The 16,145-nt window shown below is 64.4% G+C and carries 14 protein-coding genes; 8 read left to right on the top strand and 6 right to left on the bottom strand.

What is annotated here, in order from left to right; genetic code table 11:
• Positions 1 to 47: 47 nt before the first annotated feature.
• Positions 48 to 2,540 (bottom strand): DNA ligase D, encoded by a 2,493-nt coding sequence (ligD, locus tag AC6I6U_RS16185; RefSeq protein ID WP_497882906.1) that lies wholly within the window; start codon positions 2,538 to 2,540, stop codon positions 48 to 50.
• A gap of 63 nt (positions 2,541 to 2,603) precedes the next feature.
• Positions 2,604 to 3,461 (bottom strand): non-homologous end joining protein Ku, encoded by an 858-nt coding sequence (gene ku, locus AC6I6U_RS16180; protein ID WP_497882905.1) that lies wholly within the window; start codon positions 3,459 to 3,461, stop codon positions 2,604 to 2,606.
• A gap of 277 nt (positions 3,462 to 3,738) precedes the next feature.
• Between ku and AC6I6U_RS16175 the strand changes: the two genes are divergently transcribed.
• The 6 genes from AC6I6U_RS16175 to AC6I6U_RS16150 all read left to right on the top strand — a co-directional run bounded on the left by AC6I6U_RS16175 (position 3,739) and on the right by AC6I6U_RS16150 (position 8,614).
• Positions 3,739 to 5,037, top strand: a complete 1,299-nt coding sequence (locus AC6I6U_RS16175) for an NAD(P)/FAD-dependent oxidoreductase (RefSeq protein WP_497882904.1) — start codon at positions 3,739 to 3,741, stop codon at positions 5,035 to 5,037.
• A gap of 49 nt (positions 5,038 to 5,086) precedes the next feature.
• Entirely contained in the window at positions 5,087 to 5,452 is a 366-nt protein-coding gene (locus tag AC6I6U_RS16170; protein WP_054060869.1) for a cupin domain-containing protein, read from the top strand.
• A gap of 51 nt (positions 5,453 to 5,503) precedes the next feature.
• Positions 5,504 to 6,163: a helix-turn-helix transcriptional regulator gene (locus AC6I6U_RS16165; protein ID WP_497882903.1), complete on the top strand. Its 660-nt coding sequence runs from the start codon at positions 5,504 to 5,506 to the stop codon at positions 6,161 to 6,163.
• An 85-nt stretch (positions 6,164 to 6,248) separates the two neighbouring features.
• The gene (locus AC6I6U_RS16160; protein ID WP_497882902.1) at positions 6,249 to 7,073 is read left to right on the top strand and encodes a molybdenum cofactor biosynthesis F family protein; all 825 of its coding nucleotides are present in this window, start codon (positions 6,249 to 6,251) and stop codon (positions 7,071 to 7,073) included.
• On the top strand, positions 7,066 to 7,866 hold the full coding sequence (locus AC6I6U_RS16155; RefSeq protein ID WP_497882901.1) for an SDR family NAD(P)-dependent oxidoreductase: 801 nt from the start codon (positions 7,066 to 7,068) through the stop codon (positions 7,864 to 7,866). The genes AC6I6U_RS16160 and AC6I6U_RS16155 overlap by 8 nt, the downstream gene beginning before the upstream one ends.
• Positions 7,859 to 8,614 carry an SDR family oxidoreductase gene (locus tag AC6I6U_RS16150; RefSeq protein WP_497882900.1) on the top strand — a complete coding sequence of 252 codons (756 nt, stop codon included), beginning with the start codon at positions 7,859 to 7,861 and terminating at the stop codon, positions 8,612 to 8,614. The genes AC6I6U_RS16155 and AC6I6U_RS16150 overlap by 8 nt, the downstream gene beginning before the upstream one ends.
• A gap of 57 nt (positions 8,615 to 8,671) precedes the next feature.
• Here AC6I6U_RS16150 and feaR read toward each other — a convergent pair whose 3' ends face one another.
• From feaR to AC6I6U_RS16135, 3 genes are all read right to left on the bottom strand, one after another.
• Positions 8,672 to 9,634 carry a transcriptional regulator FeaR gene (gene feaR / locus AC6I6U_RS16145; RefSeq protein ID WP_497882899.1) on the bottom strand — a complete coding sequence of 321 codons (963 nt, stop codon included), beginning with the start codon at positions 9,632 to 9,634 and terminating at the stop codon, positions 8,672 to 8,674.
• Positions 9,635 to 9,757: 123 nt separating this feature from the next.
• Entirely contained in the window at positions 9,758 to 10,339 is a 582-nt protein-coding gene (locus AC6I6U_RS16140) for a DUF3156 family protein (RefSeq protein ID WP_497883042.1), read from the bottom strand.
• The gene (locus tag AC6I6U_RS16135) at positions 10,320 to 11,819 is read right to left on the bottom strand and encodes an APC family permease (RefSeq protein ID WP_497882898.1); all 1,500 of its coding nucleotides are present in this window, start codon (positions 11,817 to 11,819) and stop codon (positions 10,320 to 10,322) included. Before AC6I6U_RS16135 ends, AC6I6U_RS16140 begins: the two co-directional genes overlap by 20 nt.
• Positions 11,820 to 12,119: 300 nt before the next feature.
• Here AC6I6U_RS16135 and AC6I6U_RS16130 point away from each other — a divergent pair, with 300 nt between their 5' ends.
• The gene (locus AC6I6U_RS16130) at positions 12,120 to 13,448 is read left to right on the top strand and encodes an alginate export family protein (protein ID WP_497882897.1); all 1,329 of its coding nucleotides are present in this window, start codon (positions 12,120 to 12,122) and stop codon (positions 13,446 to 13,448) included.
• Positions 13,449 to 13,585: 137 nt separating this feature from the next.
• Positions 13,586 to 15,073, top strand: a complete 1,488-nt coding sequence (locus AC6I6U_RS16125; protein ID WP_497882896.1) for an aldehyde dehydrogenase family protein — start codon at positions 13,586 to 13,588, stop codon at positions 15,071 to 15,073.
• 9 nt (positions 15,074 to 15,082) lie between these two features.
• Here the strand turns inward: AC6I6U_RS16125 and AC6I6U_RS16120 are convergent, their stop codons facing one another.
• Entirely contained in the window at positions 15,083 to 15,991 is a 909-nt protein-coding gene (locus tag AC6I6U_RS16120) for a LysR family transcriptional regulator (RefSeq protein WP_497882895.1), read from the bottom strand.
• Between the last annotated feature and the right edge of the window lie 154 nt (positions 15,992 to 16,145).

Genomic DNA, 16,145 nt, shown 5'->3' with positions numbered 1-16,145 from the left:
GAGCCCGGTGACCGGCCTGAAATGCCGGTCACCGGAACCGGCCAGCACTATTTGCCGGCCAACCCGAGTTGCTTGCGCATCGCCGCAGTGATGGATTGGCGAGTGCCGCAATAGTCGGCCCACGGGTCGTCGACTTCAGCCAGGCGCTGGAACAGGTTGAACAACGTCCACTGCCCTGCCCCCTTGATCTCCTGCAATTCCTCGCGATGAATCGGCACCGAGACCGGCATGCCTTCACGGGCCCGCAGGGAATAGGCGCAAGCCGTCGTAGCGCCTCGGGCGTTGCGCAGATAGTCGATGAAGATCTTGCCTACCCGGTTCTTCAGCCCCGACACCGCCGAAATCCGCTGTGGGAACAGTCCCGCCAGGTACTGGGCGATCGCCTGGCTGAATGCCTTGACCTCTTCCCACCCCGTCCGGCGCACCAGCGGCACGACAATGTGAATGCCCTTGCCACCGCTGGTCTTGAGAAATGCCTGCAAGCCCAGCTCGTCCAGTAACGTCAGGGTCAGTTGGCAGGCCTCGACCATCGCTTTCCAGGGCAACGCCGGGTCCGGGTCGAGATCGAGCACCAGCCGATCCGGCTTGTCGAAGTCCCGGGTAGTGGCATTCCAGGTGTGCAGTTCCAGGGTGTTCATCTGCACGGCGGCGAGCAGGGTCGGCAGTTGGTTGATGACCATGGCGGCCTGCCCTGCCTCGTCCTTGCTATAGAACTTCAATCCCGGAATAGACAACTGCGCCGCGTGCTTCTGGAAAAACAGCTCGCCCGCCAATCCTTCCGGCGCCCGTACCAGCGCCACCGGACGTTGTTGCAGGTGCGGCAGCAGCCACTGCACCACCTCGGCGTAGTATTCAGCTACCTGGAGCTTGGTGACGCCAACACTCGCATCGATGACCCGGTCCGGGTGGGTGATGCGCAGTGTGTCCTTGTCAGGCACATCAGCGGCGGCAGCCGCTGCCGGACGTTCGTGATCAATGGCCTGGGCGGGCTTGTCCTCGCGCAGACCATGAAACACCGAATGCCGCACCACGCCATCGCGGGTCATCTGGCCATAGGCAACTTCGGCCAGCAGTTGCGGCCGGACCCAATGAACGTCGTGCTCCGGTATGCCGCCGGCGGGGATCTTCAGCGTCGGACGCTTCACCGCCAACGGTTCCAGCCGCTCGTGAATGTGCTGCAAGGTGGTACCGCTGAAACCGGTACCGACCTTGCCGGCATACCGCAATGCGCCACTGTCCTGGTCGTGCAACGCCAGCAACAGGGCGCCGAACGCCTTGCGAGTCCCCTTGGGCTCGGTGTAGCCAACAATGACGAACTCCTGGCGCTGCTTGCACTTGAGCTTGACCCAATCATTACTGCGGCGCCCCACGTAATGGCTGTCGGCACGTTTACCGATCAAGCCTTCGAGCTCCAGGCTGCAGGCGCTCTCCAAGAGGGATTCGGCCGGGGCGTCGAAGGTTTCCGAGTAACGCAAGTGGGGCTCCCGGTTGCGCTCCAGCAGCACCTGCAACGCGGCCCGGCGCTCCTTCAGGGGCCGCTCGCGCAAGTCGACGCCATTGAGAAATGGCAGGTCGAACAGGTAATAGGTGATGTCCTGGTCGCTGTCGGTATCGAAGGCGTTTTGCAGGGCCTGGAAGTCCGCGGCGCCGTTCTCGTCCATCACCACCATCTCGCCGTCCAGCCAGGCCGACTCGAGCCCGAGCGCCGCCAGGGCCTTGGCCTGGCGGGGCATCCTGGCGGTCCAGTCCAGGCCACTGCGGGTGAACAACTGCACCCGCTCGCCCTCGATCCGCGCGAGCATGCGGTAGCCGTCGAACTTGATTTCATAGCTCCAGTCACCTTGGGGCGGCGAATCGACCAGCGTTGCCAGTTGCGGCTTGAGCGAGGCCGGCAGAGCGGTCGGCTGCATGACCGGGCTGCTGGTCGCGCGCGTCCTGGGCTTGCTGGTGGCCCTGGCCTTGCCGGCAGCCTTGGGTTTCAGGGCCAGTGTGCGCTCGCTGAGCACGCTGTGGGGCTGGGCCTCCAGAATGTCGTACTCGGCTTCGGCGCGGGCCTGGTCATCCTCGGATTTGACCAGCAACCACTGCTCCTTCTTGCCGGCCAGGCGGGTACGAAACAGGTTCCAGGCGCCGCCGAGCTTTTCCCCCTGGAGGCGAAAGCGCAACTTGCCCCGGGCATAGCCTTCATGGGGATCGCCCTCGGGCAGCCAGACCCCACGGTCCCAGACGATCACATCACCCGCGCCATAGTGGCCTTCGGGGATATTCCCCTCGAAAATTGCGTAGTCCAGCGGGTGATCCTCGACCTGCACTGCCAGCCGACGGACCGTAGGGTCCAGCGACGGCCCCTTGGGGATGGCCCAGCTCTTGAGGGTGCCGTCCAGCTCCAGGCGAAAGTCGTAGTGCAGGTGGCTGGCGTCGTGCTTCTGGATGCAGTACTGCAGCGCCCTGGCCGGGCCTCGACGCGACGCATGACCGGACGGCTCGGGCGTCGCGTCGAAATCACGCTTCTTGTGGTACTCGGATAGGGCCTTGGCCATGTCGGGGCTCCTTGTGAAGTGCTACCTGTGAAGTGCTCCCTGCGAGGGGCTACCTGCGAGAGGCTACGAGGCCTTGCGACGGGTGCGCTTGGCGGGCGTCTTCCCCGAGGCCTTGGCCGCAGGCTTGCCCTTGCCGCCACCGAGGCTGCGCTTGAGCAGTTCGGTGAGGTCGAGAATATCCGCGCCCTTCTGCTCGGCGTCGTGGGTGGCCGAGGGCACCACGGCGATCTTGCCCTTGCGGGCCTTCTCGTCCACCAGCGCCAGGATGGTGTCCCTGAAATCGTCCTTGTACTCCTCCGGCTGCCACTCGCCGCTCATGTCCTCCACCAGCCGCCGGGCCATCTGCAACTCGCGCTTGTCGAGCTTGGCGTCGGTCACGCTGGCATCGAGTTCGAGCCCCTCGAGGCTGCGGACCTCATCGGGCCAGCGCAGGGTGATCAGCACCAGCGCATCCTGCAGCGGACGCAACAGCGCCAGGTGCTGCTGGGTATGCAACACCACCCGGGCCAGGGCCACCTTGCCGGTGCTTTCCAGGGTTTCACGCAGCAGTGCATAGACCTTGCCGCCACGCCGGTCGGGGCTCAGGTAATAGGGCGTGTCGAAGTGCTGCAAGGGAATCTGGTCGGCGTCGACGAACGAGAAGATATCGATCGTCTGGGTTGCTTCGGGGCGCGCCTTGCGGATCTCGTCATCGCTGATCACCACGTACTGGCCCTTCTCGTACTCGATGCCCTTGACGATGTTTTCCTTGTCGATTTCCTTGCCGCTGACCTTGTTGATGCGCCGGTAGCCCACCGGCTCCATGCTGCGCTTGTCCAGCCAGTCGAAATCCAGCCGCTGGCTGGCGACGGCGGAATTCAACGACACCGGGATATGCACCAGCCCGAAGCTGATCGCGCCCTTCCAGATAGCACGCGCCATGCCAATCTCCTGTCAGTATCCTCGCGATACGAGGCCTTCCTGAGTTGGGAGCCTGTGGGCTCGGCGGGAGTTCCAAAGGATTCGCGCACCTTGTCCGGTCCCCTGTCGGCACCGGGCAGGTGGCTGGCGGCCTTGTACAGCCTGGCGCGCTGAATCAAAAAAACCGGCACGGAAAATCAAGACATCCGCCGCGCCAGGGCCCTTAATGGGAGCCATCGACGACAGAGTCTCCCGGACTCCCTGCCTTGAGCTTTCCTTCACTTTTTCAGGCTGCGCCATGATCAATATCGAAACGCCCACCTACTACACGGCCACCAAGAAATACAATCTCAGTTTCCCGACCCTGGAACAGGATGTGGAAGCCGACGTTGTCGTCATCGGCGGTGGATTCTCCGGCATCAACACCGCCCTGGAGCTTGCCGAGAAAGGCATCACCAACATCGTCGTGCTGGAAGCGCGCTACCTGGGCTTTGGCGGTACCGGGCGCAACGGTGGGCAGATCATGGCCGGCATCGGCCACGACCTGGAGAAGATCAAGAATGACGTGGGGGAAGATGGCCTGCGGCAGATCTTCGAGATCAGCGACCTGGGCGCCGACATCATCAAGAACCGCATCGCCAAGTACGACATCGATGCCGACTTCTGCCACGGCTACGGCTACATGGGCTTCAATGCCCGCCAGGAAAAGACCCTGCGGGCCTGGGAGAAGGACTTCAAGTCGATCAACAGCCAGCACGAGATTCGTTTTCTCGGCGGTTCCGAGGTCAGGCAGATCATCGGCTCCGACGCCTACAGCAGCGCCCTGCTGCACATGGGCGGCGGCCATGTGCACTCGTTGAACCTGTTGCTCGGCGAGGCCAAGGCGCTGGTCGGCCATGGCGCGCGCATCTTCGAGAACAGCCCGGCCCTGGAAGTGCGCTACGGCGAACAGATCACCGTGCGCACCGGACGCGGTTCGGTCAAGGCCAGCAAGCTGCTCTGGGCCTGCGACAGCTTTCTCAACAAGCTGGAGCCGGAACTGCACCGCTCGACCATCAACACCTACGCCTTCCAGATGATGACCGAGCCGCTATCGGACGAGCTGATCAACCGCATCAGCCCGATCCGCGGTGCCTACAGCGACATTCGCCCGGTGATCGACTACTACCGCGTCACCAACGAAAACCGCCTGTTGTTCGGCGCGGCCACGCCGCTGGTCGAGCATATCCCGCGCGACCTCAAGGCCTGGAACCGCAACCTGATGCTGAAGATCTTCCCCTACCTCAAGGACGTGAAGATCGACCTGGCCTGGGGCGGCCCGATGGCCTGCAGCCCGAACCTGTTCCCGCAGATCGGCACCCTGCCCGGCCGGCGCAACGCATTCTACGTCCAGGGCTACTCGGGCTTCGGCGTGACCCCGAGCCACATCATCTGCAAGGTCCTGGCCGAGGGCATGAGCGAAGGCTCGGCACGCTATGACCTGGTCAGCTCGATCCCGCGCCCGACCATCATCGGCAAGGATGTGATTCGTCCACTGCTGCTGACCGGCGGCAAATCCTGGCACCAACTCTCGGGCTACTGGAACGGGCGCCGCTGATGGCCAAGGCGCCCTTCCCGTTCATTTCCACTCATCAGGAGCAACTGCCATGACCCTTACCACCGTCAAGAAAGACGTCCAGCTGTCCGAACTCGATGCCTGGGGCACCGTCGCCGACCTCGGCTCGCAGATCCTCGAAGGCGAAGTCCGCGCGTTCGGCAAGATGACCTTCGGCGCACCGACCGACCCGGTCAGCAGCGCCTACTTCGGCACCACCCAGGGCAAGTTCCGCATGGTCTATCCTTTCGCCGAACAGGCCACCGTGGTCACCGGCGAAGTGATCCTGACCGACGAGAACAGCGGCCAGAGCACCCGCTACAAGGCCGGTGACAGCTGGTTCGTGACCAAGGGCACCCCGGTGCTCTGGGAAGTCGTCAGCGAGAGCTTCGTCAAGCACTACTTCGCTGTCGCCTGATCACCCCGGCTGCCGGTTTGCCCGGCAGCCCATCAGCGAGGCTGGGCACGCATGAACAGTATTCCCCTCCCGGAAGTTGCCCAGCATTGCCTGCACGCCTTCACGCAACTGGTCCCGGCCAGCCGGGCAGCCTTCTACCGTGTCGACCGGCACCTGCAAGCACGTGATTTCCGCCTGCTGGGCATGGCCGGCGAGATGCACCGCGACTACCTCGACCACTACCGCCAGTTCGATCCCCTGCAACCGCGCAACTGCTTGTCCAGCGGGTTGGCCGTGGTCCCTATCGGGCTGGCCATGGCGTGTCAGCCCAGGCGTGACAACCAGCGCTACCAGGACTTTCTGCAACGCCATGGCATCGTCGACGTGGTGGAAATCCTCGCCCATCGTGGCGGCCAGCCCCAGGCCGCGATCTCACTGCTACGCACCGCCGAACAGGGCCCCTTCGACACTGAGCAACTGGCCCGGCTGGAGGCCTTGCAGTCATTGCTGCAACTGGCGGTCGCCAACCTGCCACCCTGCGACGACCCACTGCTCGACCTGACGCCCAAGGAGCGCCAGATCGCCCAATTGCTGCGCCAGGGCGCGAGCAACAAGCAATTGGCCCAGGAGCTGGAGGTGAGCCTGGCGACGGTCAAGACCCACCTGATCAACCTGTTCCGCAAGACCGGCGTCAGCAACCGTACCGAACTGGTGGTCAGCCTGTTTCTGTAGTTCATCTCAACCATCCGGTTGATAGGCGGGCAACTGCACCAGCGGCATGATCAGGCTGGTCTACCCACCCAACCGGAGTCTCAGCATGACCGCAAACAATAACGACTGGATCACCGTGGGCGCCCTGGCCGACGGCTTCGCCCCGCAAGCCTTCATCCTGCCCAACCTGGCCGACCTGCAAGGCAAGACCTTCACCCTGCACTTCGCCAACGGCTGGCGGATCGAGCATCGTTTCGACCGTGAAAGCCTGTCCTGGACCGCCGCCGACGGCCACTCCAGCGGCACCGCCCACTATCGCGCGACCTCCGTTCGCCCCGGTCTGTACCTGGTGGACTTCATCAAGCACGAAGGCGGTCAGGCCTGGTCGATCAGCCTGGTGCTCGACACTCGCAACGCCGCCTTCACCGCCGTGATCGGCCGCATGCCGAGCGCCGAGCAGACCGGCGAAGGCCTCTACGGTCGCGCCCTGGCCGGCAAGAGCCTGACCTCGGTGGAAGTCGAGTTCCTCCATGGCAGTCTCGACCGCCCGTGGCAGGAAGGCTTTTGTCCCCATGCCCCGACCAGCGAGCTGAGCGGCCTGCGCAACCACTACCGCTACAGCCCGAGCGAGGTCTACGAGCACATCTACCTCAACGACCAGTTCTACACCTGGCAGTGCCTCGAAGGCGTGGAAAAGGGCCTGTGCGACACCGATCGTTGCCACTACTACAAGATCGCCGACGAACTCTACCTGTTCGTCTGGCGCGAAAAGATCGTCCCGACCCTCGGCCTGGTGCTGATCGACCTGCAGCAACACCGCAGCGACGGCAAGATCTTCGGCTATGCCGGCGCCTCCTTCGATGAACTGTCGAACTTCCCAGTCAGTTCCTACTGCCAGGTCCTCAACCGCACGGAGTACCCCGATGCCTGAGCCACGGACCCTCGTCATCACCGGCGCCGGGACCGGCATCGGTGCCGCCTGCGCGCGGCTGTACGCCGCCCAGGGCGACAACCTGGTGCTGATCGGCCGGCGGCGCGAGCCATTGGAGCAGGTCGCCGCAGAAACCGGCGGCCTGGTCCTGGTCGGCGATGCCGCCTGCGCGGACACCTGGGAGGACTTCATCGACCGCATCCGCCAGCGTTACGCCCGCATCGATGTGCTGCTGGCCTGCGCCGGTGGCCACGGCCTGGGCAGCGCCACCGAGACCAGTGCGCAGGCCTGGCAGGCGGCACTGCGCAGCAATCTCGACAGCGCCTTCTACAGTGCCCGGGCCTGCCTGCCACTGCTACAGGAAACCGCCGGCAATATCGTCCTGATCGGTTCGATCGCCTCGTTGGCGGCGGGCCCGGAAGTCTGCGGCTACACCACGGCCAAGCATGCCCTGCTCGGCCTCAACCGCTCGCTGGCCAGGGACTACGGGCCACGGGGCGTGCGGGTCAACGCCGTGTGTCCGGGCTGGGTGCGCACGCCGATGGCCGACCAGGAGATGCAGCCGCTGATGGACCTGCATGGCGAAACCCTGCAGCAGGCCTATGACCGGGTCTGCGCCGACGTGCCGCTGCGCCGCCCGGCCAGCGCCGAGAAGATCGCCAGGGTGTGCCGCTTCCTGGCATCCGAGGAAGCCTCGATCATCACCGGGGCGACGCTGGTCGCCGACGGCGGGTCGAGCATCGTCGACGTGCCGACACTGGCCTTTGTCCGCAAGGAGCCCGCCCATGCCTGAAGACCTGGATTTCAGCGGTCGCCAGGTATTGGTCACCGGTGGCGCCCAGGGCATCGGCCGGGCCATTGTCGAGGCCTTCGCCCTGCGTGGCGCCCACGTGCTGATCGCCGACCTGCGCCTGCAACAGGCCCAGGCGCTGGCCAGTGAGTTGCAGGCCAGGGCCTGCCAGGTTGAAGCCGTGGGCGTCGACCTGGCGGACGCCACGGCGGTGTTCGAGCTGGTCGGGAAACTGGACCGGCTGGACATCCTGGTGCACAACGCCGGGTATTTCCCGCTGACCCCGTTTGCCGAGATCACCCCGGCGATTCTCGAGCGAACCCTGGCGGTCAACCTGTCGGCGCTGTTCTGGCTGACCCAGGCGGCGCTACCGCTGTTCCGCCGCCAGGGCCGGGGCTGCGTGCTGGTGACTTCCTCGGTCACCGGGCCACGGGTGGCCTATCCGGGGCTGAGCCACTATGCGGCGTCCAAGGCCGGGGTCAACGGTTTCATTCGTAATGCCGCCCTGGAACTGGCCGCCGACAACGTACGGGTCAATGGAGTCGAACCGGGCATGATCGCCACGCCGGCCATGGACAACCTGGGCGATGCGCAACAGAGCGAGGCGATTGCCAGCCGGGTGCCGCTGGGGCGCCTGGGCCAGCCGGCCGACATTGCCGCAGCCATGTTGTTCCTGGCCTCGGACCTGGCTGGCTACATCACCGGGCAGACCCTGGTGGTCGATGGAGGGGCGACCTTGCCGGAGGTGTGATCACACGTTTGCCGGAACAGGAAAGGGGCTGAAAGCCCCTTTTTCATGCCTGCGGAATCATGCGGCGCCCAACGCCTGCTGCAAGCGGCTGGAACGGAAATCCTTGGGCGACAGCTCGAACTGCTTCTTGAACGAGCGGCTGAAGTGCGCAGAATCGGTGAAGCCCCACTTGTAGGCGATCGAGGTGATCGATTCGCTGCGCAGCAACGGGTTGGTCAGGTCATCGGCGCTGCGCTTGAGCCGGGCCCGCTGGATGTAGCGGCAGACACTGTCGTCCTGCTCCTCGAACAGCCGGTACAGGTGCCGCACCGAAATGTTCAGGCGGTTGGCCAGGCCCGACGGGCTCAGGCCCGGCTGGGTGAGGGATTCGTCGATGACCTTCTGCACATAGCTGCGCAGGCTGCTGCCCTGCAACGGCGGCGCCTCATCCCCCGGTTCCTGGTCCTCCTCGAACGCCGAGCCGAGCAACGAAACGAAGGCCGACTGCAACGCCTCGCCTTCGGCGGCCACGCCTGCACCCACGCCGGTGTCCTTGCACAACTGGTCCACCAGTACGTGCAGCATCCGCCCGCAGGCCTTGCTCGAGGAGATCTTGCCGAAGGTCCTCGACTGGCCGCGGAGCTGCCGGCACACCTCGTTGCGCGACAACGACACGGAAACATGTTCGATCAGGCCGAACGGACTGATCTCGATGGCCGCCGCCGAATCCATCAGCAGCAGGTCGCCGGGCGCCAGGCGAATGCTCTGGCCGTGCTGGGTGATCTGGCAGTAACCGCCACGCTGGCTGACCAGGAAGCAATCCTGCTCGTTGTCGTGGTCGGCGTTGGGCCGGTCACGCCGGATCATCCCGGCATTGGTACGCAAGGTCGCCAGCGGCAAGCCACCCCGGGAAAACTCCGACACCTCGCCGATGAACAGCGCACGGTGGCAGGCCAACTCCGTTTCGAAATGACCACAGGCGGCACGCAGGTCCCGGTTCCAGGTTTCCAGACCGTCTGGCACAGATTGATGGATGCTCATGGGGCTCTCCATAGTGGCTTTTTGTTTTTGTTGCGCAATAGTTAACATGTTATCTATATAGGCGCAACAAGTACGTGAGTGCCACTGTGCACAAGCATTAACAGTGCCAGATCGGTATCGGGATCAGAGCCTGCGCAACAGCCGTTGCAGCCCGGCCAGCGCCTGGAACAGGTGGTCGCGCTGCTCGCGGCCCAGGCTGATGTAGCGGCGAAAAGCCGGCATCCGGTTGACCACCTCGCTGCCGCCCATGTGTTCCAGGCGCACACACCACTGCCGCTGGTGCAGATCAATGCGCAGGCGCTTGAAGTCCAGCGGCATCAGCGCCTGGTGCAAGGCTCCGTCACCCTGCAACGCGGTTTCCAGTCCGGCCAGCAGCGAGCGGTCGCCAGAACGCTGCCGGCAGCGAATGCCGGTGCGTCGAACGGCCCCGCCATGGTGCAACTCGAAGCTCGCCGTGCCCTCCTGCAAGGCAGGCACGTGCAACACGAACTCGGTCATCACCAGGTGCATCAACAACTGCGACTCGGTGCGCTCGACCACCTCCAGCTGCAAGTCATCCTCCAGCGTCACCCGTGCCGTCGCCGGCCCGCTCAGCTCGAAGCCGGCCATGCCGAGGTTGCGTCGCAGATGCTCCAGGGTCACGCCGGGACGGTAGCCGGTCGGCGCACGACCCGCGCCGAACAGTTCAGACAGCTTTTGCAGCATGGTCGACATAACCGCCGTGGGTGTGTCCGGGCTCATTGGCGAACTCCTTGGCCAGCACGTCTTCCACCGACGCCGGCTTGAATGGATTGACCTTCTGTACCACCAGTGTCCAGAACAGCGCATAGGCCGCCGTGCAACCGAGCATCACGCCGAACGGAATGTAGATATCCGCGGGGTTCATGCCCGGAGGGGTAATGAACCACATGCCCAGCAGGATGCCGGCGCTGGAGACGATCTGCGGCAGCGGGAACAGCGGCGAGCGATAGGCCCGTGGCAGGTCGGGACGACGAATGCGCAGGATCACCACCGACAGGGTCACCAGCAGGTAGGCGAAGCTCCAGGCACACACCGCGGCCAGCACCAGGTGCATGATGTTGTCGGTGTTGCCGCCCAGGTACAGCGCGTGCAGGCAGGGAATCAGCATCGCCACCAGGATGCACAGCAGCGGCGTCTTGAAGCGCGGGTGCAGGTAGGTGAAGACCTTGGGCAAGGCGCCGTCGACCGCCATCCCGTAGAGAATCCGCGGCACCCCGGCCATCAGCGTGTTGATGGTCGCAGCGCCGGCGAACAGGAAGCCCAGGCCCAACCACATCGGCCCGACATGCCCCATCACCTGCTCGGCGAAACGCGGAATCGCCATCGGCGTATCCAGCAGGTGCACGCCGGCGGTGGCATCGAGCAGCACGTTCTCCACCTGGCGCTTCATCGCCGCGCCATAGATGAACATGCAGGTGGCCACGCCGAGCAGGCCGAGGATCATCGCCCGTGGCATGACCTTGGCCGAGTTGCGCAGGTCCGGCGCCAGCGGCGTGACGAATTCGCAGCCGACGAACATGAACATCGCCATGCCTACCAGCGACAGCACCGTAGCCGGGTCGGTGCCCACCAGCGACGTACCGAACCAGCCATCGAGCTGGACCGCCGGGGCGGCGAGCAGGCCCAGCACGCCAAACACCATCAGGGTGGTCCACATGCCGAAGGTCAGGATGATCTCGGCCTTGCCGAACACGCTGACGCCAAAGGCATTGAGGACACCGAAGACAATGACGAACCCCACACCCAGCAGCCAGGAGCCGCCAGCCGACTCGGCCAGGGTATTGAGGTGTTCGAAGTTCACCAGTGCCATGACGCCGGACAGGATGGTTTCCGCGGTACCGGCGAACACATGGACGATCAGGTAGGCCGACAGTGTGCCGGTGATCGCGAAGAAGCGGCCCATGCCGCAGTTGATGTAGTCGTAGACCGAACCGGTGGTCGGCAATACCGACGCGGCCTCGGCGAAGGTGGTCGCCTGGGCCAGCATCATCACCACGGCGATCAGGATGGCCACCGCAAAGGTACTGCCGCCAATGCCGAAGCCCATGGTCGCGGTGAGAATGACCGGGCTGGCCATGATCAGGCCAATGGTGCTGGCCAGTGCAGTGGGGAAACCGACCGTGCCACGTTTCAAGTGCTCGGTGAGTCTGTCGTTGATCGACATGGTGCAGATCCTCGAAAGCGAATTGTTATTGTGTATTTCGCGAACCGTTCGAGGAGTCGGCGATCACTCCTCCCTGCCTATCCCTGAGCAAACGGCGCCTTGTACCCAGGCACTGTGCGCCGCTCCCACCCTGACCGTCTTGCCCCTGTCTGCCGCTGGTCTTGTTGCTGCCTGCCACGACGCGACGCCTGGCCGACAGGATCAATTACCTGGCACGCAGGAGAAAGACTTTGCCCTTTCCGGTCGCCCTAATGCGCACTCGATCCATTGAGCTGTCCAACAAGACCGGGGAAAACAATAATGAAGCAAACACCGAAAACACGGTCGCTGTCCAAGGCCGTCGGCCTGGGAATGGCGCTGCTGCTCGTCGACTCGTCGGCGGGGGCCTATGAACTGTATGCCGATGGCGACACCAAGGTCACCGGCAACTTCCTGGCAGTCTACGGGATGTTCAACAGCCGCAAGAACTACGACGGTACCACCGGCGGTTCGAGCTGGCGTGAAGGGTTCATCAAGTACGGCTTGAGCATCGACCAGACCCTGGGCAGCCTGGGCAGCGTGTATGGCACCGCCAACCTGGTCAGCTCCGGCACCTGGGGCGATGGCGACCCGGCCGGCCTGAGCACCGGCAGCGAACGCACCACCAAGTTCGACGAAGTCTTCGCCGGCTGGCGCTCGGGCGAGCTGTTCCCGCTGCTCGGCAAGGACGGCGTGGATGTGTCGTTCGGGCGCCAGATCATCACCCTCGGCGACGGCTTCATCATCAACGATGATGGCCTGAACTTCGGCAAGGGCCCGGCCGACGGCGAACTCAACCGCGGCGGCGCCTACTACCTGGCGGCGCGCCATGCCTTCGACCAGACGGCGGTCCTGCGCCTGGGCGGCAAGGAGGGCGTGCATGGCAGCGTGATGTGGATCAAGTCCGACAATCGCGCCCAGGCCAAGACCGAAATGGCCGCCGGCACCCTGGAATACACCGCCGCACCCGGCACCCTTGGGCTGACCTACATCCATGGCATCAGCGTCGACGATCGTTATGCCAGCGCCTTCCAGAAGGAACGCGAAGGCATGAACATCTACAGCCTGCGCGGTGCCGGTAACGCCGGCATCGAACACGCGCACTTCGGCTTCGAATACGCCTGGCAGGACAAGGATGTTCGCACGGAGAAAGCCTGGTACATCGAAGCCGGCTACACCTTTGCCGACCTGCCCTGGTCGCCGGACCTGACCTATCGCTACAGCCGCTACTCCAAAAACTGGGATTCGATGTTCAACGGTTTCAGCCGTGGCTACGGCACCTGGTTCCAGGGCGAAGTCACCGCCAACTATGCGGGGCCGTTCAACAGCAACACGGCGATCCAGCACGTGGCGCTCAAGGTCAAGCCCGTCGAGCCGCTGACCCTCGGCGTGCTGTTCTTCGACTACAAGACCCTGCACAAGCAGGACATGCTGGACCTGGACGGTCGCGAACTGGACCTGTATGCCGAATGGGCGGTGAGCGAGCACCTGATCGTCACCCCGCTGCTGGGCCTGTACAAGCCGGACAAGGACGCCAGCAACGGCGGCAACCAGGTCGCAGGCAACGGCACCAACGTCTACAGCCAGCTCACCGTGGCCGTCCCGTTCTGATGGTCACCCCGGCGCTGCCCAGGCAGCGCCGCAGTCGCCCGGCAGCCACAGACAAGCCGCCGGGCAGGCACAGTCAAGCCAAGCCGACCTTCCTTGAATACCCTCGGGTTTTTCCGCTGTTCCCACAGGAAAACCCCATGAGCGATATCGCACTGCTGCCCCAAGTCGAAGCCTTCCTGCGCCGAGGCCCTGCCCTGTTCATCGACGGCCAGGCCGTCCCGAGCCACTCCAGCCGTACGCTGGAAGTGATCAACCCGGCCACCAACCAGGCCATTGCCCAGGTGGCCGATGCCGACCAGGCCGATATCGACGCCGCGGTGGACTCGGCCCGGCGCGGTTTCCGCCAGTGGTCGCAGGCCGCTCCGGCAGTGCGCGGCAACGTGCTGCTCAAGCTGGCCGACCTGCTGGAACGCAACCGCGAGGAACTGGCGCAGATCGAAACCCTGCAATCGGGCAAGATCATCCAGGTGGCGCGGGCCTTCGAGGTCGACCAGGCGGCACACTTCCTGCGCTACTACGCCGGCTGGGCGACCAAGATCAGCGGCCAGACCATCACCCCGTCGCTGCCCTCCTTCGCCGGCGAACGCTACAGCGCGTTCACCCTGCGCGAGCCGGTCGGCGTGGTGGTGGGCATCGTGCCGTGGAACTTCTCGACCATGATCGCCATCTGGAAACTCGCCTCGGCGCTGGTGACCGGTTGCAGCATCATAATCAAGCCCAGCGAGTTCACTCCGCTGACCATCTTGCGCATCGCGGAACTGGCGATCGAGGCCGGCTTGCCGGCGGGCGCGCTGAACGTGCTGACCGGAGGTGGCCTGGTCGGCAAGGGCCTGATCGAACACCCCGGCACCGACAAGGTGTCGTTCACCGGCTCGGTGCCGACCGGCATCGCCGTCGGCCAGGCGGCCATGGGCGCCCACCTGACCCGCGCCACCCTGGAACTGGGCGGCAAGAACTCGGCCGGCTTCCTGCGCGATGTCGACCTGGACAAGGCGGTCGACGGCATCATCGAGGCCGGCTTCCTCCACTCCGGGCAGATCTGCGCTGCGGCCGAGCGCTTCTTCGCCCACCGCTCGCAGATCGAACCGATCATGGAGAAACTGTCCCGGCGCCTGGGCCAGTTGAACATCGGCTCGCCGCTGGATGAGCGCACCGAGTTCGGTCCGGTGACCAACCGCCAGCACCAGCTCAAGCTCGAAGGTTTCTTCGCCAAGGCTCGCGCCGAAAACAACAGCATCATCCACGGCGGCAAGCTGATCGATCGGCCCGGCTGCTACGTCGAGCCCACGGTGATCCTCGCCAACAGCGTCAACGACACCCTGCTCAACGAGGAAACCTTTGGCCCGATCGCCACCTTCCTCCCCTACGACACCGAGGAAGAACTGCTGGAGCTGATGAACAACAGCCCCTACGGCCTCAGTGCCAGCCTCTGGACCAACGACCTGGGCAAGGCCCTGCGCATGGTGCCGGCCATCCAGGCAGGGACCGTGTGGGTGAACATGCACACCCTGCTCGACCCGGCGGTGCCGTTTGGCGGCAGCAAGGCTTCCGGCGTCGGCCGCGAGTTCGGCGAGGCCTTCATCGAGGACTACACCGAGCTCAAGTCGGTGATGATCCGTTACTGAAAATACCGGCTAGCCCTGCTGCTGCGCGTATTCGGCAAAGACCGACAGCGTCCAGTTCACGAAGGCCGTGACCTTGGGCGGCAGGTGCTTGCGTGCCGGGTACAGGATCGACAGCGGCATGTGCCCGGCGTCCAGGTCCGTGAGCACTGGCACCAGCGTTCCCGCCGCCAGTTGCGCCTCGATACCGATACGGCCGATCTGTGCCAGGCCCAGGCCATTCACGGCGCACGACACGTAGGCGTCGTGGTCGTTGGTCATCATCGCCGGCTTCATGCGAATCGACTGTGGCTTGCCATCGACCATGAACTGCCAGGCCTTGACCTTGCGATCACGCCCATGGAAGTACACCACGCCCAGGTGGTCCTTGAGGTCTTCCAGCGTCTGCGGCGTGCCGTGCTCGCGCAGGTAGTCGGGCGAGGCACAGATCAGCAGGGGAATGCGATGGACCAGGCGGCTGACCAGGCTGGTGGACGGCAATTCGCCGATTCGCAGGACGCAGTCCACGCCATCGGCGACGAGGTCGACCTGTTGGTCGCTGCCCCCCAGCACCAGCTCTACCTGGGGATAGAGCGCCTGGAACTGCCGGATCCGCGGGATGATCACCGTGGTCGCGATCGAATTGCTCATGTCCACGCGCAGCTTGCCCTTGGGCTCGGCCAGTGAGCCGCCAAAGTAGCTGCGCGCCTCGCCGACCACATTCAGGGTCAGCATGGCCTGCTCGTAGTAGGCGGCACCCTCGGCGGTCAGCGTGGTGCGCCGCGTCGTGCGCTGCAACAGCCTGGCGCCGAGTTCCTTTTCCAGCTCGTTAAGGGCAACGGTCACGCTGGGCCGGGTCAGCCGGAGCGATTCCGCCGCTCGGGCAAAGCTCTGGTGTTCGGCAACGGCCACGAAGACCTGCAGCTTTTGAATGAAATCCATGGGGTTCCTGGAACGACGGAGCCCAGCCAGGTGGCGGCCCCTGTAGATTGTTATCAATTTATATAACGATTAAGTACGTTACCACGGCCTTCCGACAACAAAATCGCACTCCTATGATGGTGTTCTTTGCGTCATGTCTGCTGCTTTCACAGGT

The sequence above is a fragment of the Pseudomonas sp. UTLPPB19802 genome (assembly GCF_059730225.1).
Note: the sequence above shows the minus strand (reverse complement) of the source record. Positions and strands in the feature narration are given on the sequence as shown.

What these genes read in the sequence shown, in the direction of transcription:
- ligD (WP_497882906.1), bottom strand. Translation starts at nt 2,540, where the DNA reads ATGGCCAAGGCCCTATCCGAGTACCACAAGAAGCGTGATTTCGACGCG.
- ku (WP_497882905.1), bottom strand. Translation starts at nt 3,461, where the DNA reads ATGGCGCGTGCTATCTGGAAGGGCGCGATCAGCTTCGGGCTGGTGCAT.
- AC6I6U_RS16175 (WP_497882904.1), top strand. Translation starts at nt 3,739, where the DNA reads ATGATCAATATCGAAACGCCCACCTACTACACGGCCACCAAGAAATAC.
- AC6I6U_RS16170 (WP_054060869.1), top strand. Translation starts at nt 5,087, where the DNA reads ATGACCCTTACCACCGTCAAGAAAGACGTCCAGCTGTCCGAACTCGAT.
- AC6I6U_RS16165 (WP_497882903.1), top strand. Translation starts at nt 5,504, where the DNA reads ATGAACAGTATTCCCCTCCCGGAAGTTGCCCAGCATTGCCTGCACGCC.
- AC6I6U_RS16160 (WP_497882902.1), top strand. Translation starts at nt 6,249, where the DNA reads ATGACCGCAAACAATAACGACTGGATCACCGTGGGCGCCCTGGCCGAC.
- AC6I6U_RS16155 (WP_497882901.1), top strand. Translation starts at nt 7,066, where the DNA reads ATGCCTGAGCCACGGACCCTCGTCATCACCGGCGCCGGGACCGGCATC.
- AC6I6U_RS16150 (WP_497882900.1), top strand. Translation starts at nt 7,859, where the DNA reads ATGCCTGAAGACCTGGATTTCAGCGGTCGCCAGGTATTGGTCACCGGT.
- feaR (WP_497882899.1), bottom strand. Translation starts at nt 9,634, where the DNA reads ATGAGCATCCATCAATCTGTGCCAGACGGTCTGGAAACCTGGAACCGG.
- AC6I6U_RS16140 (WP_497883042.1), bottom strand. Translation starts at nt 10,339, where the DNA reads ATGCTGCAAAAGCTGTCTGAACTGTTCGGCGCGGGTCGTGCGCCGACC.
- AC6I6U_RS16135 (WP_497882898.1), bottom strand. Translation starts at nt 11,819, where the DNA reads ATGTCGATCAACGACAGACTCACCGAGCACTTGAAACGTGGCACGGTC.
- AC6I6U_RS16130 (WP_497882897.1), top strand. Translation starts at nt 12,120, where the DNA reads ATGAAGCAAACACCGAAAACACGGTCGCTGTCCAAGGCCGTCGGCCTG.
- AC6I6U_RS16125 (WP_497882896.1), top strand. Translation starts at nt 13,586, where the DNA reads ATGAGCGATATCGCACTGCTGCCCCAAGTCGAAGCCTTCCTGCGCCGA.
- AC6I6U_RS16120 (WP_497882895.1), bottom strand. Translation starts at nt 15,991, where the DNA reads ATGGATTTCATTCAAAAGCTGCAGGTCTTCGTGGCCGTTGCCGAACAC.